At 42.0% G+C, this 21376-nt stretch carries 17 protein-coding genes; 1 reads left to right on the top strand and 16 read right to left on the bottom strand.

What is annotated here, in order from left to right; translation table 11 throughout:
• Positions 1-61: 61 nt before the first annotated feature.
• The 9 genes from DWW23_RS20055 to DWW23_RS26960 all read right to left on the bottom strand — a co-directional run bounded on the left by DWW23_RS20055 (position 62) and on the right by DWW23_RS26960 (position 11434).
• Positions 62-1372: a DUF4933 domain-containing protein gene (locus tag DWW23_RS20055; RefSeq protein ID WP_122355502.1), complete on the bottom strand. Its 1311-nt coding sequence runs from the start codon at positions 1370-1372 to the stop codon at positions 62-64.
• 5 nt (positions 1373-1377) lie between these two features.
• Complete coding sequence (locus DWW23_RS20050; RefSeq protein ID WP_122355500.1) at positions 1378-2583, bottom strand: 6-bladed beta-propeller; 1206 nt, start codon at positions 2581-2583, stop codon at positions 1378-1380.
• 170 nt (positions 2584-2753) lie between these two features.
• Complete coding sequence (locus DWW23_RS20045; RefSeq protein WP_122355498.1) at positions 2754-4370, bottom strand: tetratricopeptide repeat protein; 1617 nt, start codon at positions 4368-4370, stop codon at positions 2754-2756.
• Between the two features lie 36 nt (positions 4371-4406).
• Positions 4407-7094: a prolyl oligopeptidase family serine peptidase gene (locus DWW23_RS20040; RefSeq protein ID WP_122355496.1), complete on the bottom strand. Its 2688-nt coding sequence runs from the start codon at positions 7092-7094 to the stop codon at positions 4407-4409.
• A gap of 120 nt (positions 7095-7214) precedes the next feature.
• Positions 7215-9155 carry a TlpA disulfide reductase family protein gene (locus DWW23_RS20035; protein WP_122355494.1) on the bottom strand — a complete coding sequence of 647 codons (1941 nt, stop codon included), beginning with the start codon at positions 9153-9155 and terminating at the stop codon, positions 7215-7217.
• A 19-nt stretch (positions 9156-9174) separates the two neighbouring features.
• Entirely contained in the window at positions 9175-9849 is a 675-nt protein-coding gene (locus DWW23_RS20030) for an ABC transporter ATP-binding protein (RefSeq protein WP_122355492.1), read from the bottom strand.
• Between the two features lie 378 nt (positions 9850-10227).
• Positions 10228-10809, bottom strand: coding sequence for an RNA polymerase sigma factor (locus tag DWW23_RS20025; protein WP_122355490.1), 582 nt, complete (start codon positions 10807-10809; stop codon positions 10228-10230).
• Positions 10806-11189, bottom strand: coding sequence for a hypothetical protein (locus DWW23_RS20020; RefSeq protein WP_122355488.1), 384 nt, complete (start codon positions 11187-11189; stop codon positions 10806-10808). The genes DWW23_RS20025 and DWW23_RS20020 overlap by 4 nt, the downstream gene beginning before the upstream one ends.
• Positions 11190-11212: 23 nt before the next feature.
• Complete coding sequence (locus DWW23_RS26960; protein WP_122355486.1) at positions 11213-11434, bottom strand: 4Fe-4S binding protein; 222 nt, start codon at positions 11432-11434, stop codon at positions 11213-11215.
• A gap of 156 nt (positions 11435-11590) precedes the next feature.
• Here DWW23_RS26960 and nudC point away from each other — a divergent pair, with 156 nt between their 5' ends.
• Entirely contained in the window at positions 11591-12370 is a 780-nt protein-coding gene (gene nudC / locus DWW23_RS20010) for an NAD(+) diphosphatase (protein ID WP_122355484.1), read from the top strand.
• A gap of 39 nt (positions 12371-12409) precedes the next feature.
• Here nudC and DWW23_RS20005 read toward each other — a convergent pair whose 3' ends face one another.
• The 7 genes from DWW23_RS20005 to DWW23_RS19975 all read right to left on the bottom strand — a co-directional run bounded on the left by DWW23_RS20005 (position 12410) and on the right by DWW23_RS19975 (position 21349).
• On the bottom strand, positions 12410-13228 hold the full coding sequence (locus DWW23_RS20005) for a hypothetical protein (protein ID WP_122355482.1): 819 nt from the start codon (positions 13226-13228) through the stop codon (positions 12410-12412).
• Positions 13229-13249: 21 nt separating this feature from the next.
• Complete coding sequence (locus DWW23_RS20000) at positions 13250-13756, bottom strand: hypothetical protein (protein WP_122355480.1); 507 nt, start codon at positions 13754-13756, stop codon at positions 13250-13252.
• 144 nt (positions 13757-13900) lie between these two features.
• Positions 13901-14635: a 1-acyl-sn-glycerol-3-phosphate acyltransferase gene (locus DWW23_RS19995; protein WP_122355478.1), complete on the bottom strand. Its 735-nt coding sequence runs from the start codon at positions 14633-14635 to the stop codon at positions 13901-13903.
• Positions 14636-14723: 88 nt separating this feature from the next.
• A complete protein-coding gene (locus tag DWW23_RS19990) occupies positions 14724-15260 on the bottom strand; it encodes a DUF4858 domain-containing protein (protein ID WP_122355476.1) in 537 nt (178 codons plus the stop codon).
• A gap of 76 nt (positions 15261-15336) precedes the next feature.
• Positions 15337-16431 carry a TlpA disulfide reductase family protein gene (locus DWW23_RS19985; protein ID WP_122355550.1) on the bottom strand — a complete coding sequence of 365 codons (1095 nt, stop codon included), beginning with the start codon at positions 16429-16431 and terminating at the stop codon, positions 15337-15339.
• Positions 16432-16569: 138 nt separating this feature from the next.
• The gene (locus DWW23_RS19980; protein ID WP_122355474.1) at positions 16570-18972 is read right to left on the bottom strand and encodes an FtsX-like permease family protein; all 2403 of its coding nucleotides are present in this window, start codon (positions 18970-18972) and stop codon (positions 16570-16572) included.
• A 4-nt stretch (positions 18973-18976) separates the two neighbouring features.
• Positions 18977-21349 carry an ABC transporter permease gene (locus tag DWW23_RS19975; RefSeq protein WP_122355472.1) on the bottom strand — a complete coding sequence of 791 codons (2373 nt, stop codon included), beginning with the start codon at positions 21347-21349 and terminating at the stop codon, positions 18977-18979.
• Positions 21350-21376 lie beyond the last annotated feature (27 nt).

Here is a 21376-nt window from a genome sequence, read left to right as displayed (position 1 = left end):
AAAGCTGTATTAGGGAACGCTTTCTGTGTCGTTAGCGTACCCTAATACAGCTTTTGTGAAATTATTTAATTACGATCATGACGTTCTGATTGTCCGGCAGATCACTGAGGAACTTCTTTAATGATTCCTGTTTAGGGGAACCGGTCAGCTTGATTCGTTGTTTCAGGTCTTTTGCCGGGCGGATCATGTACATATATTCGTCTGTTTGTCCATCAGGCCAGAAAGGCAAGCCACCATCCAGGTCGTTTGTCATTCCTGTGGCTTTCAGAGGCAATGCTTTGGTCTGACATTTGTTCTTCAGATAAACCATCAGATAGTCTTCAGAAGGGAAATCCCGGTTTTCTTTGTTTTTATTATCCAACCAGCCGGATTTGCTACTTTTTCCTTCCCGATGGACTTTCAGGAATACACCTTTCGGATTTTCTTTCAGATCATCCACCCATGCTTTGTTTCGTTTATCTCCACGATGGAAAATATAGAGGGCCGATGCCCTGTATTTGCCCAGGTGGATATTATAGACGGGGGTAATGGTCTGATGATCTGACAGACGGTAGACCGTATCGCAATAAGTAGCGGTAAACGTCACTTTGTTGTCATATAAATAGGATGTACTGTAAAGTACAAAATTGTAAAAGTTATCATCCTTGATTATTCCGAAAGAATCGATTCCGGCATAGAAGTTACAAAGGGTATCATTTTTCAGATTGAAGGTGGTCATCCCATAATCGAATCCGGTCCCTGGATAACTGAACCGTCGGGCATATATCTCCGGAGTGAATATCTCTGCCCAGTCTTTCAGAGGATAGCGGTTCGGTACCGAATCCGGATACAGGTAATGTTTCCGGGCTAAGACGCTATCCAAAGGAGGTAATTCAGCAATGAACTTGGTTGAATATCCTGTTTCCGGATCCAGTTTTTTTAACTGCGCGTACAGCTTTGTTGTTGCTTTGTCATAATAGAGCTTATGGTTTGAGAAAATAGCCATTTTCCAATCGCCGTATTTTGTTTTCAGTCCTACACGTTTCCGTTTTTGTCCTTGCCTGTAAAGATACAGTTTCGGTTGGTTCAGGGCAATGAAACCTCCGTCAACGGCAACCACATCGGTGACCGGATATTTATCATCTCCCACCTGAAAGTACTCGATAGTTGAAGCGACCTCGCTTAATCGCACGTCAGAGGATGTCGAGATGGCAGATTCGACATCTATCATCTCTACAGGTTTTGTCCGGTCATACCTGGCTGTATATTGAGGCCCGGTCGGCTGATGCGAAATCTCTTCTGTAGGTGAATAGTTTTTATCTTCACCCTTTTGCTTACAACCGGATAGAAGGATCAGGAAAGCAAAAAACAGGCTGTATGATATATCTTTCATTTATATCAATGTTTTAATTTCGCTAATATGACGATATTATTATCGTTCTCATGGAGCGATTGTGCCAATGTTGTCAGTTCCTGTCTTTTTTCTTCTGATAATCCGTCGGATTTTAGTGTTTCTTCCAACATGTTTTTCAGATTTGCCGGTTCCATGTTTTTGTAAAAATAGCCATTACAGAAAGAATAGAGTGCTCCTCCGATTTCAGACCCTCCTAGAAAGTCGTTATACAAACGGAAGAATGCCCCTTTTCCGGTTTTTTTATCCACAATATAATAGGCGGGAGGCGAAGAAGTGAAAGTATTGGCCGATTCTCTCACCGGGTAAGATGCATCACCCATGAAATGATTGGGAAGTTCGACGTAGCCGTGCCAGGGTATAGGATCTTCATAGAAGTTCAATGTGAAGCAGGGACGTAGACGGTTGTTCCGGAAATCATAATGGTAAAGACTGTCTACACGTGTAGGCATAATACAAAGGATATTTACATCAAAAGTACCTGCTATATTATTATTAGTGATTACTTCATTGCTGAAATCCTGTGGAGTCTGGAGATGTCCGGGTTCTATAAAGTTAATTCTATTCCCCTGGAAATCCTGTGTCCAGGCTATAGCCGGTATCCCTTGAAAGGGTAGTAAGACTACAGCGACAGTAGAATCCTGAGGATTCACCTGAAATGTCCCTTTGGGTACTCTCAGGCAAAGGGGAATAGGAGGTAACGGGTTACCTTCCAGGTCATAGACCAATATTTGGGCGCTTTGCCAGGGTAAGATATAAATGCGGTTGTTCTTTTCATCCAGACTGGCATCATATACATTCAGGTATTCATTGGGACCTTGGCCATAGGCTCCGATCGTAGTAAGGAATTTACCTTTCCGGTCGAAGAGTTTGAATGGGTTTTGTTTGTTATTCCAGATAAGTATATAATTATCGGAAGCAAGTAAACGGCTGTCGCTTACCAATGCTTCATCCCGATTGTCCAGATGAATGATCTCTGCTTCTTCTGTTAGGAAACTGAGCGGCAAACGTATGGAATCTGTTAATAGCTTCTGATCGCATGCAAGGACCTGATCGTCCCCGACTTGTACAAAGGTTCCGACAACTGGTGAATTTTCCAGTCCGTTACTGAATGACATGTTATTGCTGTTTTGACAGGATCCGGCCAATAACAAGCAGAGTGAACCGATAATAAGATTTCCAAACTTCTCCATAATAATGTTGCTTTGAATGATGTTGGAAGCAAATATATCCTTTAATATTGATAAAAGAGGAGAAAGTGAATTGACATTTTTAAAACAAACATTCGTTGTATATTGCTGAAGTGTAATTGTTTACTATTTTATCGTAGATAAAAAGCGTTGACATTTTCTGTTTCATGTCATTAAAATGTATTCAAAATCTCATCCAGTGTCAGGTTCTCGTCTTCCATTCCGAATTTTTCCCGTTTCATTCGTGCTTTTTTCTGGCTGATGGCGGAGGGAGTGATATAATAGATGGATGCCAGGTCTTTTGTACTGATACCGCTTTTCAGTAAGCAACAGAAAGCAATATCCTTCGTTCTGAGTAGCGGATAAGTTTCTTTCAGGCGTTCGGCAAATCCCGACCATATTTCATTGACGGTTTGGATCAGTTCTTCTATTTCTTCTGTTGTCAATTTCGATTTACTCTCCTCCGTACTCTCTTTGGTTCTACCGGTCAGAGAAGGGATTTTCTGGGAAGCGGAGAGACGGCGGAACAGTTGTTCGCGTAAAGCCGTGGCCCTTTCTCGCAGAGATATCAATTCCCGTTCTTTTTCAAGCTGGGCTACCTGGTTTTTCAATTCCTGTTCCTTGAGTTGTTGTTCACTGATTATTTTCTTTTTGCGTAAACGGCTGTAAATAATATACCAGATGGTGCAAGCCGTGATCAGTGCCAGACATAAGGACAGGAGGTAAATGTCCTGTTGTTTCTTTTTGAGTTTCAGTTCATTGTTCTCGTTTTTCAATAATTCCTCCTGATACCTTTGTTTCATTATTTCAGAATGAACTTCACCGGAGATATTATTGAAGCTTTGCCTGTAATTTCTCCAGGCATAGTATATCTGTTCGGCTTTATTTCCCTGCTCATATAAATGGGCTTGCAGCTGATAGGCCCGGGTGGCGATGTAAGGGTTGGTGCTCTGTATCGCATTTTTCAGATATATCCCGGCTGAGTCAATTTCTCCGGCAGCTATATATATTTGTGCCTGTGCGAGCATATGGTACGGATAGCTTGTACGTCTGTAACCAAAATCTATGGCGGACTTCAGGGCGGTAGTGGCACTTTCTATATCTCCTTTTTCTTTTTCTATATCACTTATTTTTTCGTAGAAAAAGGCTGTCTGTTCTGTCGAACCGGCCTCTACGGATTTTAGGATCGCTTTCTGGTAATAAATGATTGCGCTGTCCGGTTGTCCGGTATACCGGTAAGCCTGTCCTATGTCTGCTAAGACAGCTGCTTTCCCAGGTATTGAAATGAAAGCCGTGTCTTGTAAGGATTGTAAGTGCTGCTGCAATGCCTGCTCCGGTTTCCCATTACTCAGAAGAGAAATACCGCTATATTCGTATAGCCTGGTGCGCAGTGTAGCATCGGGAGCAAATGGGATGCCGCGGACAAAGAAAGAATCGGCGCGTACATAATTATCCGCATTCATATTGATGAGTCCAGCCCAAAAACATGCTTTAGAGGTATTGACAGAATCATTGTTGGCGATGAATATATCGATCGCCTCCGATATCAGAGAATCTGTCCGGATCCTGGTTCCTTTCTGTATTTCAGCGACTGTGTGATACAGATTGTATTTTGCCTTAGGATAGTTCGCGAGTTTGTCGGAATTGTTGATTTTGCGCAATAATATCAATGTACTGTCCGGTTTATTGTTCAGATGACTTTCTGCTTGCTCTAACCAATAGTTTGTTTCTCTGCCTGTACAGGCAGAGAAGGATAGTATAATAATGAACAGCAAAAAGTCATTTCTCATGATATGTATCGGGTTATATACAAAAACTTGTATTATTTAGTATCCTAATTTGAACTCCTGATCGACAGCCGGAATACCTTCGCTCATCCATTGAGGCATCGGCTGGTTATTCAGGTAATGCTGGAAGAACTGGAACATACGTTTTTGAAAATCGATACGATTTGCCAATCGCATCGGCCAATGGATCTCACCGGTGTAATTAAGTAACCAAACCGGCTTCTGCAGGCGTTTAAGAGCTACAAAATATTCGATTCCCTGATACCAGGGCACATGACCGTCGTTATCGTTGTGCATGATCAGGATAGGCGTCTCCACTTTATCCATGGTGAATAATGGTGAGTTCTCCATATATTGCAGCGGAGAATCCCATAAGGTGCCGCCGATACGGCTCTGTCCGTGCTCATATTGGAAAGAACGGTTCAATCCGGATCCCCAACGTATTCCTCCGTATGCACTGAACATATTCACTACCGGCGCACCGGATTCGATGGCTGCAAATAAATTGGTGCGGGTGGCCAGATAGGCAACCTGGTATCCTCCCCAGCTATGTCCTTGTGCGCCGATTCCTTTCTCATTTACATACCCTTTGGCGATCAATGATGTGATTCCCGGCATTACACAGTTGAAGCAACTTTCTCCGGGATAACCGTCAACGTAGCGTACATCCGGATTAAAGATAATATATCCGTTGCTGGTATAGAAATGATAATCGATGGTGGAACGATGAGGTTCCGGCATATGGTAAGCGTAGAGTGTTTCCGAATTACGTTCGTAGAAATTAACGATGACCGGGTATTTCTTTGCCGGGTCGAAATCTGCCGGTTTATAGACTACCCCTTCCAGAGGAACACCATCCAGAGAAATCCAGGACACAAGTTCTGCCGTACCCCAGTTCAATTTATCTTGCTGGTCTCCTCCATGTGTCAGTTGGATGGATTTTTTGAAGCTCAGATCGGATAGCCGTATGTCCGGATATTGTTCAAATGTTTCTGATGTATAAATTACGGCATCTGCATTTTTAGCTTTGACCGGAGTTTTCAGCATAAAGTTTCCGGCCAGTAATGTCTTGGGTACGGCAGGAGTAGAAAGAGATGCATTGTAATATCCCGAACCTTTTGTTTTCTCGTTGAAAGCCAGTAATAACTGCGACTTTTTGGTATCGATGAATTTATCTTCTTTATCCAATTGTATCAGACGGTAAGAAAGTTGTTCCTTCCGTCCGTTGATTGTGAGGTTGACAGGAGCGACCTCAGCCATAGGGTCGAATTTCCATATATCATAACGGTCATATAGTAAGATATTACGATCGTCTGCTATCCATCCGGCAAGGCCGTGCGGAGACGGAAAATCCGGAACATCGTTATCTTCGTCCCATGCCGCAAATGTCGCAGGAGTGGTCAGGCGGTATTCTTTTCCGTTTCCTATGGAATAGGTATACCAGGAACTGTCTTGAACGCAGTACCAGTAGGCATAAGAACCTTTCGGGGAAAGGCGCATATTGGTGTTTGCTGCTTCCTTTATCTGTTTGCGGTCTCCTGTTTCCATATTTATCGTATAGATGTCGTAACGGCTTCTGCCTTCCCACATTTGTTCCGTAGCGTATGGTAAATTGGTTGATAGCAAGGCGATCGGGGCATTTCCTTCATCGGCTGTCAGCAGATTCGGGATATTTTTGTCTGCGAGCTGGAATGACTTATTACTGTTGATATTATATACAGCAGTATACGTCTTTTTCAAGTCTTTTTGTTTGTTATATACCTGCTGGGTGTATTGAATATCTTCGTCCCATTTCCATATCTGTACGTCCGGACGGTTTTCGTCCAGTTTTGTAGTGTCTTTTTGTAGTGGGGCAGGTGCTGTTCCGAAGAAAATACGTTCGGAGTTTTCAGAAAAACGCAGGTCGCCGTTTCCGCTGATTACCCAACCGGCAGGGAGAAAGTTGTCTTTTTTATCTGCGATCGGGCGTGCTGATGTGTTGTTTTCAGCCAGATAAAGTGAGTATAATGTATTTGTGGAATCTTTGTCCGGGCAATGAAGAAAAGCTATTTTATTTCCTGTTTCATTGAATGTTACTTTTGAGATAATACCTTTCCCCTCGAAAATCAGAGAACTACCCTTGTCAGGATTGTAGGTGCATAATGTCGAATCGGTCGAATAATATAGAATATTACTTTTCCTGGCGAAACCGAATTCTTTTACATCTGAAAACGACATCTCTTTACTTCCGTCCAGTGCACGGACATGTAATACCGTATCCGATTTACTGTTTCGTCTATAAGCGATCCAGTCTGCACTTTCGGATAGTTTGTATGATTTCAGCGAGTCGATCGTCTCCTTTTTCTCCCGGAGATTGAAAATGACCAGTTCGTCCGAAGGCATATCTTCTTCTTTCGTCTTTTTTAGTTTCAGTGCTTCTACTTTTTCGAGTTCCGGCTTTTTGGTAACCAGCAGATAGCCGGAAGAGGCAGAAAACTCGGCATGGCCCGCAGGAAGAAAAGAGGCGGTCATCTCTCCTTTGGCATTATAAACGAAGAGGCTGGCATCTCCCCGCCAGGGTTCCATTTTACAGGCAACCCATTTCCCGTCGCGGGATATTGTCTGTTCCGTGATGCGTTTCCAGTTAACCATTTCGTCGAAGGTCATTGCTCTTTTCGCTTCTTGTGCGGAAACACTGCAATAAGCGCTCAGACAAATTAAAAGTACCAGTTGTTTAAGATATCCCATATTATCAATAAGTGTGTAATGTTTATGAATGCAATATTACGATTTTTTGATTTTATCACAAAAAAAAGCGAAGACCTTTGCTGTGTCTTCGCCTTTATAAAGTGCTATATCCTGAAAATTTTACTTATCCAGTTCTTTGTCGATCATTTCTTTCATCTTGTCCACTCCCATAAAACCGACCTGGAAATGGACCGGTGTACCGTCTTTTGCCACTACCATATAAGATGGGACACCCTGGATACCGAATTTCTTTCCCCAATATTCCCATTGTTCCCCGGTAACACGGTAATGTTCGCCTTTGATATCCGGGATCATTTGCTCCCAGGCACCCTTCGGTGAATTTTCGGCGGCAAGATAGAGGAATACGACGTCTTTTCCTTCATAATCCTTTTTCACCGGTTCCGTTTGCTTCATTGCCATCCGGCAAGGGCCGCACCAGGTTGCCCAGAAATCGACAAAGACAACTTTTCCACGGTAAGGAGTCGTGATCGCATTGAATAATTCCTCAGCCGGAATATCAGCCGTATTCACACGATCCACTACATAGCCCGATTTTTTCTTGTTTTCTTCGATTGTCAGCTTGAGCCTATTGTTCATATCGGTCAGGATATTTTTGATTACCGGTGATATCTTATCGGCTTCCGCCAACTGGTCGTCGGTAAGAGGTTGGAACTCCTGGATCGGGAGAGCCAGCTTTTGTGCTGCTATAAGGTCGAACAGGAATCCTTCGTTCGTTCCCATCAGTTTGGCTATGTCAGCTGTATTGTCAGGAAGTTCTTTGATATCTTTCGGCAGTGGTTTACCTGATAAATTGGCATATTGGAGACTGCGAATAATATAAGTTAAATCCGAACAATAAAGTGCGATCGGTGAATTGGGGATAAATTCAGGAATGAAATCGTAGTAAGCTGCGGTGATCTCCGGTTGTACAAATCCGGTAGCAGCTGAATCCCGTGGGATATTGTTAATCTGCCGATAGGCATATTCAAGGATATAAGTACCCATTAACTGTTGGGCTGTTTCCATATCTGCATTCATTAACAGGATTTTACGGTAAGCGTCGCTGATTTCCGGATATTTATCCAGTTCCTTTATTCCTTTTTCCCTGCGGTTCAGCCAATATTGTTTATACTGATCGATATTCATCGCAGCCACATCTTTAAACATTTGTTCATAATCAGCCTGCGAATTGATGCCTACCGGCAGTACGCGGAGCGGTCCGTTGCATATCTCATTATTCAATGCGGCCAAACTGCCGCTAAAGTAATATTTTTCACCGAGTGACGGTTTATCTTTTTGCAGTTTCGATTGTGCCCGGCATATTTCCGGAAAATTGATTTCGACAGTGGTCGTTTCTCCCGGTTTCAGATAAACCTGTGTCTGCATGAAATTAGCTGATATACCTACAATAGAGATGTGATTGAGAGGAAGTTCCAGTTTGAAATTCCCTTGCGCGTCCACTTTGATCGAATTTTCATCTGTATTGCCGGTGATCGGATTGAAAGTCCAGGTAGAGCCTGCCAGTTTCATTTCCGGACGGTATCCGGCAATATGTCCTTTCAGAGTGGCAATACCGGCTTTTAATTCAGGTGTTTCCAATACCGGTGTTTCTTTCGGATTCTTTTTTCCGGCCAGTGAGGAAGAGGCCGGTTTGCCATCCAGATGGATTCCCCAGATGCTGAAACCACCTTCTACATCTCCTTCCGAGAAATCGACTGTCTTTGTATTTTCCGGTAGCGGCGGGAAAATCATCTGGAAAGAGTAAGTACCCGATTCAGGCATCCATATTTCTTTATCCAGTTCCATACCGACTCCCGACAGTATTTCATATTTTTTACCGTCTGCCTGCAGATAACTACCCGTAGCAATTTTGATCCAATTGTGAGGACGATAGAAAGCGTCGATGTATACGATAGTTGCCGTATCGTTCAATACCACTTTCTGCACTTCAAGGGATGTGGAACTCCATGCGTCGAAAGCGGGCAGTTCTATTACGCGTTCTTTTGCCTGTACGATCGTACAGTAAAAAAGAACAATGAAAGATAAGAATAACTGTTTCATGGATGATTGGTTTAGAGTATCAGATTACAGTTTCCGTCACAACCTGTCCGTCGAACAGATTGATGATGCGTGAGGCATATCCGGCATCGTGCTGGCTATGGGTTACCATAACGATGGTCGTGCCCTCTTTATTTAATTCGTTGAGCAGGTTCATCACTTCCTGTCCGTTCTTACTATCCAGGTTACCTGTCGGCTCATCGGCAAGTATCAGTTTCGGATTGGCAACGACAGCACGGGCGATGGCGACACGTTGTTGCTGACCTCCGGATAATTGTTGCGGAAAATGCTTTTCGCGGTGGACGATCGCCATACGTTCCATTGCCTCTTTCACTTTCTGCTTGCGTTCTGCGGCTGAAACTCCCATGTAAAGCAGGGGCAGTTCTATATTTTCATATACATTCAGTTCGTCTATCAGGTTGAAACTCTGAAATACGAAACCGATGATCCCTTTACGCAGTTTGGTACGTTGAGCTTCCGTGAATTTAGACACTTCCGTTCCATTGAGGTAATACTCACCGGCGCTTGGATTGTCCAGTAATCCCAGGATGTTCAGTAGTGTAGACTTACCGCAACCGGAAGGTCCCATAATTGCTACAAACTCTCCTTCTTTCACTTCTATATTCACCTTGTTCAAGGCCCATGTTTCCACTTCTTCTGTGCGGAAGATTTTCTCTAATGCTACTGTCTTAATCATGAGTATAAGAATTTTAATTTGCTATATAGAGAACAAAAGCTGTGCCAATTTTGTAAATAGCTGATATGTATGGGTATATGGGCTTTGAGGTGCTCGTCGCTTGTGCATATCCGCACGAATCTGGTTCGAAAACGCACGGAAAAGGAATTGGATAAGTTTTGATAGCTGGAAATATCAAAATGTAAATATAAATGAATGTTTTGTGTAATTTCTGATACGTTAAAAAATATTAGTCGCGGAGGTATTTTCATTTACCCGCTATACTAATCCGATTTACCCGCTATATTATTATCATTTTGATAGTTTGAAAAAGATAGATCCGTATAGCTCTTACCGTTGTTTGAATGGGGGGAACGATTACTCTTTGAGACGGGGTGTTTATAAAATATCCTCATATAAACTATATAACCTTTTCCGGAGGAACAATATCGCATATCGTTTTCTGGAAATCAGCGTATTGACCGGTATTCCGGTCGATTCCGCTATTTCTTTGAACGGGATACCTTCCAGTTCTGTCAGTTCAAAGACAGTCCTTTGCTCACCCGGTAATTCGAGCAGGGCATTTTCCAGTTCCTCCCAGACGGTGGAACGGATGAAATCCATTTCCGGCGATTGGTCTTCATCGGGCATTAACTCGGAAAGTTCTTTCAGGAAAGTACCGTCATCCTCGTTATTGGAAAGATACGGCATTTCTTCCTCCCGATGCTTCCGGCTTCGGTCGATGATCTGGTTGCGGGCAACCGAATATAACCAGGCGGCGATCTGTTCAATCGGGTTATCCTCCTGGTCACTTTTCATGAACTGGTAAAATACGTTTTGCAGGATATCTTCACTATCTTCTTTGGATGAAACACGTTTGGCTATGAATCCTTTCAGTTGTGCCTGATATTTCCGGAAGATATCCGCAATCCGTATATCCCGTTCTGAATTGGCTGATGTATTTGTAGATATCTCTTTCATTCGGGTGTATTACCGGAGGCCGGTTCCTGCATATCAAATCTACCGTTACGAAAATCAGCCATGTGCTTGCGTATATGTTCCCGACGTTCTTCCCATGACATATTCTTCATTCGTTCTTTAAACCGGGCATCCCTTTCCTGATTACCGAAGAAAAAGCCTTCCGGTTGGCGTCCGAATTGACCGAATTTTCCGATACCACCGAATAGAAGGCGGGTAAGTATCATAAAACCGGCAGCCTGCCAGTAAGTGATGGCCGCCCAACCGATAACGGAAGGAACCAGCAGATTCCATAAAAACATGACAGCCAGTGTCGCTAAAGCAAATATACCTACAAAGAACAGGAAAGCGAATCCTCCTTTGAATATTCTTGAATTTCTCATTGTGATATAAATTATATTGTTTATTACTCTGTTATTAATTCGATGGCGTGCGTTTGGCATACTTTTACACAGTTCCCGCAACCAACGCAATTTTCCGGATTGCTCACTGTGGCATAACTGCAACTACCGTTATTCACCATCTTCAAAACATCTCTACGGCATCTTTTTGCACAATATCCGCATCCACTACACTCATACGCAAAGACTTGTAAAGATATGACTTCTTTTCTTTTTCTTCCGAACATTTTCTGTTTCCATTTTAATAATTAAAAATCTGTTTAGTAAGACATGCCTTCTGTTCTTGTAGACGATTGACACGGAGGAATATTTTAAATAGAACTATTTTTTTGAATTATATCTTGCATTAGTCTGTATATTTGTGCGTTCAAAAGTAAAAAGTGATGAGCAATGTAAATAATGCACCTGTGTACTGGTTTATTTTTTTCAACGACCAGTTACTGTTGAAGAAAGAAGGTGAAACCTATACAATCCCTTGTAGTATCGATCCTCCTGTCCCGGTAGAGAATGTATTGGAAGTCTGTTCGTTCCGGGATGTACCCTGTCGGACAGCTGCTGTCGGAATACCGTTGGAAGAAACCGCTGGTTTCGTACCGATGGGATTACGGGCATCGTACGATTATCTCGATGGAACGTTGCATACTATAGCCGGTAAGGCTTACGAATTGATTTATTGGGACTTGCACAGCCGTTTCTGTCCTGCCTGCGGGACACGAACAGTTCTGCAGACTGCTATATCCAAACAATGCCCTGCCTGTAAATATGAGATATATCCGGTTGTTTCTCCGGCTATATTGGTCCTGATCCGTAAAGAAGATTCGATATTGCTGGTTCATGCCCGGAATTTTAAGGGATCTTTTCATGGGCTGGTTGCCGGTTTCCTGGAAACGGGAGAGACCTTGGAAGAATGTGTAAAACGGGAAGTGATGGAAGAAACTGGGTTGGAGATCGCCAATATCTCTTATTTTGGAAATCAACCGTGGCCATATCCCAGTAACCTGATGGTCGGGTTTATTGCCGATTATGTCAGTGGAACGATCCGTTTGCAGCATGAAGAACTGAGCGAAGGCGCTTTTTTCACAAAAGAAAATCTACCGGAACTTCCCCGGAAGCTCAGTCTGGCGCGTAAGATGATCGACTGGTGGCTGGAACAGAATAAATAATGTTACATAATGGCACAATATGAATAGTGAAATTGAGCGTTATTCATATTCATATTGTGCCGTGAAATCAGCCAGGGAACTGTATGAGACAAGTTCCTTCGACTCCGAACGGATAAGGTTATAATTGCTATCGTATGTGTTGATAACTTTTCTGATTGCTTCTCCTGTTGAGGAAAAAGTGACCGACCGGGTATTCAGTCCGTCGGTAAAAGAATATTGTATATAATTGATCAATTGATTATTGGCCGCATAATAGCGTTCCAGAATCAATTTGCCGACCTTATCATAGGTATATGTCGTATAACTTTCCAAAGCTCCGGAAGTACCGTAATGTTCTTTCCGGTCCAGCATATTATTCTTGTATTTATAGACATCGTATTCAGATTGCGAAATAACCGGATAATAAGTGATACTCTTTTCCATTTTTCCCTCTTTTGAATAGATGTAGACTTGTGTCTGCAGGTTGATAAATCCTGCCGGTACATTTTTATTTGCTGTAAAATTGGAAGTAAGTATCAACCGGTCTTCCTGGTCGTATTGATAAATATTATATTCAGTTGTATCGGTCACTGTCGTCCCGTTATACATACAGCCGGAAATCCGGGATAATTGTCCTTCGTTGTTGTACTCATAAATTTTACCGGAATAAACGGAATCGAACGAACCGGGTACGACCCGCTTCAGACGTGCGTTATTAAGAGATAACCTTTGAGGAACTTCATCATTGACAAATGTTACTTCCGGGTTATCGTTTACCGGCAACTTATCCAGATCTGAAGAATCACAACTGACCATCCCGTTCGTAAATAACAGGATACAGACGAATATTGTCCATATATGTTCAGTTCTTTTCTTCATGAGGGACGCTACGATATTATTTTATTGATTATCCAGTGTATCTACCCATATATTCAGACATAGCTGTGGATATAGGTAAAAACTTTCTTCCAGTGTTCCTACTGATTTCATTTGCTCTGAGATCTGATCCATGATCGCAGGCTGTGAAGCCATAAGAATATCATGGATGATATAAGAGAAAAAATCTATTTCTTTTTTCAGGAATTTATCCATCAACAAATAAGATACGTTGGGAGAGGAAGAAAGCATGAATTCTTTAAAATCCTGATATTCCGGTGTCTCCATACAAGTATATGGATTACTTGCATAAGATAACTCATCACATTTCTCTATGAACCGGTCGAATTTCTCATTAAATATTTTTCTGTCGGATTTAGTGGTCGATTTCATACCCTGGTTGATCCTGAGACGCAAATCAGGTGTTATCTTATATACATCCGGCTCCTGGAAGCTCTCACTTTCGCAGGAGGTGAAGAATATTAAGGCGATCGAGGCAAGCAAAAGTGCCAATATCTGTAATTTAGTCATAAATGTCCGCTATTTTTTTATTTTATTTCTTAATCGAAAGACGCAATATTTCAATGAAATGCTGCATCTGATCCGATTAATTATTAATGGTCTTTATAATAAAACGGACGAGATCTTAAAATACTGCATAGCAGATGAAAAAAATTATAATTTAATGCTGCCGATAACAGTTTGTTCGGTTTCGGCAAAAAGTTCGGCAAAGGGTTTGGCTTTCACAGGAATAGGATCGTGGATGATAAGTTCGATACGATTACCGAGTCCTAAAGGGAAAGATCCCCATTTGGTCATCTTCCATGCGTTGTTAATAGTGACCGGTACCACGTAGGCAGACGGCGCATACTTACAGAGAATTTTCAATCCGTTTTCGGCAAAAGGGCGCGGCCTTCCTGTTTTGCTTCGTGTCCCTTCCGGGAAAATTACTGCCGAGCGTTTGTTGGTTTCAATATATTCAGCCATGACGCGGATAGCTGTCAATGCTTGTTTCGGATCTTTCCGGTCGATAAGTACAGAACCGCCATGATTAAGGTTGTATGAAATACTGGGGATACCTTTACCCAGTTCGATTTTGCTGATAAACTTGGGATGCACTTTGCGCATAAACCAGCAGATGGAGGTAATATCGTACAAGCTCTGATGGTTCGAGGCAATTATCAGAGGAGTGTCGATTGGGAGCTTCTCCAATCCGCTCACTTTGTATCTTGTTCCCAGTACGTACGTATTGGCAACCAGGAAAAAACTCAAAACATCTACACTTTTTTTATGTGCTTTGTAACCGAACAGATTGAAGCATATCCACTGCACTACATGAAAGAATGCCAGTGTAGTCCCAAACAACAAATAGTAGATGGCTGAAAGCGGATACGAAATGATTTTCTCCATTTTATCCTTTAAATTGTGTATTTATAAATTCGACCTTATGTTTATTAATAAGGTAACAAAAGTATAAAAAATTATTCTACTACTGTAGTTACGGATAATTATTGTAATATTTCTGAGTCTGCCAGCGTTGTGCATTTTTTCTTTTGTGGCGTGCACTAGGCATGAATACCTGTTGTAACAGATCATCGAAAGAGATGCCGGATGGCTTTTGGGCTTCGGCACGGATATTCGATGAAACCTGGAAAGAACCTAGCATTCTAACTCTGGGTAATGGCTTATTCATCCCGTATAACCTGAATACAGAAGGAGGAAGGTCTTTCAATGCTACTTTACGGTTGGGATTATGATCTTCGCTATCTTTGGAACGGACGAACTCGGTAAAATCTTTTTGGATGGATTGTGCGGGAGACTGTTCCGGCGCCATGATCATCTTGGAAGCCGGTTCTTCCGTATTGATCAGTGTGCCTGATTGGATCGCTTTCAATGCTTCGGGATTAAGTTCCAGTTTCTCTTTGCCTGAGAGAATCTTCTGAAGCCATACCGAATCCTTTTCTGTCCATTGGGCATATAGATAATCCGTATTGCTCAGGCAGATCAAAAATAATATAATAACTTGTTTACTCATCTAAAATATCAACTTCCCGTACATAATCTATATATTGAAATGTGCGGGAAGTCGAAATACTGCACCGTGTTTAGGTTTATTTTGTTTCGATCACTTCTTTTACCTTTGCTTTCAGTCCGTCGCCACGCAGGTCGCGTGCTATGATCGTGCCGTCGGGACCGAACAGGATGATATGAGGTATGCCGTTGATTCCGTATAGTTTAGTCGGCTTTTCACCGGCGTTCAGTATCTGTGGCCAGGTTATTTTCAACTCTTCTATAGCTTTCTTCGTGTTTTCAGGGCTATCCCATACGGCAACGCCTAAAACTTCCAGTCCTTTATTTTTGTATTGGTTATACACCTCTGCCAAAACGGGTGTTTCTGCCCGGCATGGACCGCACCAGCTTGCCCAGAAATCGACCAGTGTGTATTTCCCTTTGCCGACATAGTCGGATAAAGATACTTTGTTTCCGTCTTCCGTCTCGATCGTGAAGTCAGTAAAAGGTTTACCCTCGGCGGTCTTTTCCAATGCGTCGAAGCGTTGTAGTCTTTCCTGCATGTTGGGTGTGTTACGAACCGCTTCGCTCAATAAGGATAGTTTTGCTTTTATCTGATCGGTCGAAAGGTAGCCATCCATATAGTTCAGTGCCATTCCTCCGATCGGGTTATTCAGGTTTCTGTTGAAGAATCCGTCGAGCATGGCCAGATAAGCCGGTTTCCATTCATTCTGGAAAAAGTCTTTCTGCAGTTTCATACGTTCTTCTTTATCTTCTGTTTGTTTCATGAATTCCTGCCGTTTGGAATCGATCAGGTCCGACATGCTGTCCTGTGCTGCGAAAAAACGTGCTATCTCATCGTTCAAAGGACTTCCTGACGGAGATACCGGCTTACTCAGATCGAGATTGATCGTTCCGTTCTCAAGAATGAAATTGACATAATATTCACGGCTGGCATCGATACGGCAGTAAGCGGCTGTATCCATCTTGCCGGTAAAAGTGAAAGTGGTTCCTGTAACAACCGTACTGTCTATATAGAGATTGTTATTGTCACGGTTATAGATATAGATCATTTTCCCGTCCAGCGAATTATCGGGAATAGTACCGTTTACGGTATAAGTCGTGGCTGACTTTTCCGAACAGGCCGTGAAAAGCAATAGTCCGGTTAACATGGTGAATAAAAAGTTTGTCTTCATATAGTTGATAATTATAATATATATATATTCGGTTAAATGAATATACGAAAGTAGGAAAGTTTCTTTCATTTCCGGCATAACTCCTTCACTAGAATTAAAATATTAATTCTTTTTGGGAAGTGCCGGTGTCTGCGTAACTTACTCTGCTTTTACTGACTCTGCCGGATTTGCTTGTGCTGCTTCTTTTACCTGGCGGAAGATGGATAACAGGACAATCATACAGGTGATGAAAAATACGGCAATGAAAGGCCATATAGTCAGAGTGATATGATTGGCATAGGTTTCCAGCCAGCGTTTCATCAGGATATATCCTAATGGGAGGGCAAAGAAGTTGCTGATAATAACTAATATCAGATATCCCTTGAAGAACAGTTGCAGGATATGAGAGAAGGTGGCACCGTTTACTTTACGGATGGCGATCTCTTTTTTACGCTGCTGGGCTGATAAGCTGACCAGCGAATAGATTCCGAAGGTGGAAATCAGGATACAGACGACTGCGATGATACTGAATACGCTGAAGATCACTTTTTCGGGGCGATTGAATTTGTCTACCAGATCGGATAGTTTTATACACATATTCTGGCTGGTTACTCCATGAGTATTTAGTTTTTGTGTTACTTTTGAGATATGCTCCAATACTTCTTTTTTATGTTCCGGGATGTAGCGGATATAGAAATACTGAGCAGGAATATAGTCTGTTACATCTTTGTCCGTATGTAATCGGAAGAAGGTTCTCCCGACCGGATATTGCATAGGGGAATAAATATAATCTTCAATGATTCCGCATACTTTCCGGTTAGTAACGCCTTCTCTATTGTACATTGACCGTTGCAATAAATCGTTATATCCTAAATCTTTGAAACCTGTTTCATTGACAATGTAATCATTCGGATTACTGTCATCGATCCAGCTCCCTTGTTTTAAAGTCAGTTCAAAGAATGAAAAGAACTCTTTGCTGACAAGCATTACGCGATCTTCCCTTTTGGGATCCGGATCGGCAGGGTCGAATGCAAAATGGGTAACGTAGGCACCGTACCAATCCCCTTGTTCTGTAAATATATTGGCATTCGTAGCGGTATAGCAAACATCGGTTATATACGGATGATTTTGCAATTCAGGCATTAATACTCTAATATCTTGTTCATAAGCATTTTCACCTCCCATATCGACCTGGATTACGTTTTCATAATTTAATCCCTTGCTCTTGGTCAATATAAAATTCAACTGTTGGAAAAGGATAAGTGAGGTAATGAAAAATAACGAGCCGATGAATATCTGACCGACAATTAATCCTCGCTTAAAGAATATGGGATTTGTTTTCATATTGCATAAGATATTCCGCATAGGAAGAAGGGTCAATAACCAGAAAATAAACATGCTTGCTATGAGTGATATGATAGCATTGAAGAATAAAGCAGACTTGTCGATGTGCCGCGATACACCTTCATAAATTCCGTAATGATTCCATGCCGTATAACTTTCATAATAAGGAAAGATAACCTCTATCAGGCAAAAAGCGAACAGGTAAGCAATAGCCATCGGGAGGAATAGCTCGGTCCAACCTTTTAATAGCATATCTTTAGGAGAAGCACCGATACATAGATAAGTTTTGTTTTTCGTTTGTTTGCGTTGTTGTTGACCGATAAATAGAACTAACAGGTTCATTAATGCACTCAGGAAAGCCATGAAGCCTGCTAAAGCCAGAATATGGATATTGCGTATTCTGTTTTCCAGTTCCGGATGGCAATATAAATGAACTTCCGGAAGTGTTCGTAGGTTGATCTTCCACTGGTCGATATTTTCTGTTCCCCATGGGTCTTCCGCATGACTTTTGTATGTAGCGAGTTTTTCTTTGATCTTACTGACATTTGCACCTTTCAATAAACGGACATATGTAGTGTTCCGCTTAACATGGCGTAAGGGTTGTACTTCGTCGATCAGCAAAAACTGGAATAGCAGGTCTGAATTATCCGGATAGTTTTTGATGACTCCCGCAACGACCGGGCGGGTTTGCTCACTCAGCTCGAACACTTTACCGACACAGTCGGTTGTTCCGAAAAACATCTGTGCCATACTCTCGGTGAGGATAACAGCCGTACCGTCCGGATAAGTCCCTTTATAGGTTCCGGCGATGAAATTGGCTCTGAAAAAGTCGAAGAAGGAGTGATCGCAGACCAGACCATATACCCTCAGAGTACTGTTGTTTTTCTTTACGCTATAACAGAGATTGCTGAAAGTGCATACTTTTTCGATCTCCGGCACTAACTTCTTTATCTCTGCCAGGTCGTTGACATGTAACTGGTCCAGATCGGCATCGGCACCTGTCGCTTTTTTCACCAGTCCGGTAGTAGTCAGGCAATAAATCCGGTCTCCGTCCGGATGGAAGTTATCGAAATGGGTCTCCCACCACAGCCAGTATCCGCCCAGGACAAAAGCGGTGAAGCCTATTGCCAGTCCGATGATGCTGATAACCGACTGGGTTTTATATTTGACTAATTCCCGAAAAGTAACTTTAAAGTAGTGCCGTGTTTTGTTGTGCATGATTTTATTCGCTTTTTATGACTTCTGCCGGGTTCGTTTCAGACGCTTTGAGAGTCTGGTAAAGTACGGTAGATATGATCAGGATAATTGTTAATAACAGAATGGTGATGTACATCCATAAATGGATGCTGATCCGGTAAGGATATTGTTCCAGCCAGCCGTGCATGAACAACCATGCCAAAGGAAGAGCTACCAGATTGGCAATGAGTGCGATCGACAGGTATTCCCGGACAAACATGCTGATAATAGTCCGTGAGGTAGCTCCCATAACTTTGCGGACAGCTACCTCTTTCCGTCGTTGGGCTATATTACCCGAGGATATGGAATAAAGTCCGAAGATGGATATGAGCGTGCAGAGTATTGCCAGTAAAGAGAATAGTTGCAGGCTTGCATCTTCCGACCGGCTTAACTCTTTCAGTACATCGTTTACTGTTGTAATTTCCGGTTGTTGGTCGTGGGGGAATGCATGTTTTTTATAAGCATTCCGGATCGCTTTGATGGCATTTTCTTCATTCCCCGGATTTACTTTAGCATAGTAAAAGTAGCTCTTCCATTGGGAAGGATTTAATATAATGATAACGGGAAGAATCGGATTTCTCAGGCTGGTAGACTGGAAATCTTTTACTAAACCGACAATTTCTACGTCTTGCTGTTGATTGTTCCAAAAGCTGAGTTTTTTACCGATCGGATCTGTATATCCCATGATACGTGCCGCTTCTTCGTTAATAAGTGCTTTAGAACTCATAAGACGTCTTGTTCCTTTAACAAGATCAGTATCTTCCAGCTCCCGACCTTTTAATAAAGGTATTTGGAAAGTGGACAGAAAGTTTTTACTGACTTCCAGTATATGGAAATTAACTTTAGTATTCGGGCCTTTCCCTTCCCACTCTACTTCCGTTAATGAAAAAGGCTCATGCATGATAGAGAAAAACGATGCTATCACCAGTTCTTTAACAATAGGAAGGGAGACAATTTCATGTGCAGTACCATCCCTGTCATCATTCAGCATGGTAATCTGTATCAAGCCTTCTTTTTCGAACCCGAGATTCTTGTTTTTCATCAAAGAGGTTTGTTTGAGCAGGATGAAAGCGCACATCAGAAAAAATACGCAGATACCCAGTTGGGTTGTCATTGCTATTTTGCGGAACCAACTTTTCCGATGAGGCGCAACCCCTCCGGATACTAACAGTTGGGAGGTTCGGATAAACTGCAGAGACAGCGGGAGTGAGATCAAAATAGTTATTATCCAACTGAACAGTGAGATTTTTATCATATCCGCATATAAATCCTTATTTCCGATTGCTGTATGAAAAACATGTCTGAACAAAGGTGATGTGACCTCCATTAAACTCCATGCCAGTAAAGTCGCAATGAATATCATCAATGAATATTCCAATAATAAGAGGCAGATCAAATCTTTTTTTCCTGCTCCGATTGCACTGCGCAGCTTCATTTCCCGAATTCGTATATAAGTCCGGTTGATCTGTAGATTGATAAAGTTGAAAAATACACAGAGTAGCAATAGAAATCCGGTTATTGCAAAAGTCCGTATATAAGTAAGGTTAAAAGATAGTTCGGTACCGAACGTATGCCGTACGTCTGTGATAGGAATTAACTTCAAAAAGATAGTTTCATTGTATTTATGGGTAGAGGTGTAGTCTGTTATCTTTTTTTCGAATGCGTCGATATGCGTGTTTTTATCTAGTAACAGATATATTTTAGTATTTAGATACATCCATTGATTTGCTTCCGGTATCTCTTGTTCTGCCTTTCGTGCATGCCGGTCCAGTTCGAAAGCTTCTCCGGCAAACATGGAGTTGTCGGGTGTATCTTCCAGTACAGAAACAATTCTGAGACTTTTCTCATAACCGCTACTTAATACTTTATTGAATGCTTCTTCCGGAGTACCAAACAGCTTAACTGCAAAAGAACGGGTTATCGCAATATCGTTTAATGATTGCAGGATATTATCTTGCCTTCCGCAAATTACTTTTTGCGGGAAGAAAGAGAAGAAATTTTCGTCGATAAAGACTTCGTCGGGATTAGGCACACGCTTTTCATTGTAGGAAAAATCAGATGCGTACTTCCCGTATATTTGAGTAGTCTCTATTACTTCCGGGAAATCCTGTTTTAACCTTCTTGCCAGTATAAGAGGTAACTGCTCTGTTTTCTTTCCGGTCTGTTTGTCTACCCCATAGAGCATGTATATCTGTTTGGATCGGGGATAAAAACCGTCGTATGAAGTTTCATATTTCAGCCAGTTGATCCCATACGCAAAACATACCAATCCGATTGCCAATCCGGCAATACTGATGACGGTCTGTAATTTGTATTTGACAAAATTACGTATGGCTATAATTATATAGTGTTTCAACATGGCTGATGACAGTTTTTAGTAATTTAT

Origin of the sequence: Parabacteroides sp. AF14-59 (genome assembly GCF_003479515.1) — a bacterium.
Classification (GTDB): Bacteria; Bacteroidota; Bacteroidia; order Bacteroidales; family Tannerellaceae; genus Parabacteroides; species Parabacteroides faecis.
Note: the sequence above shows the minus strand (reverse complement) of the source record. Positions and strands in the feature narration are given on the sequence as shown.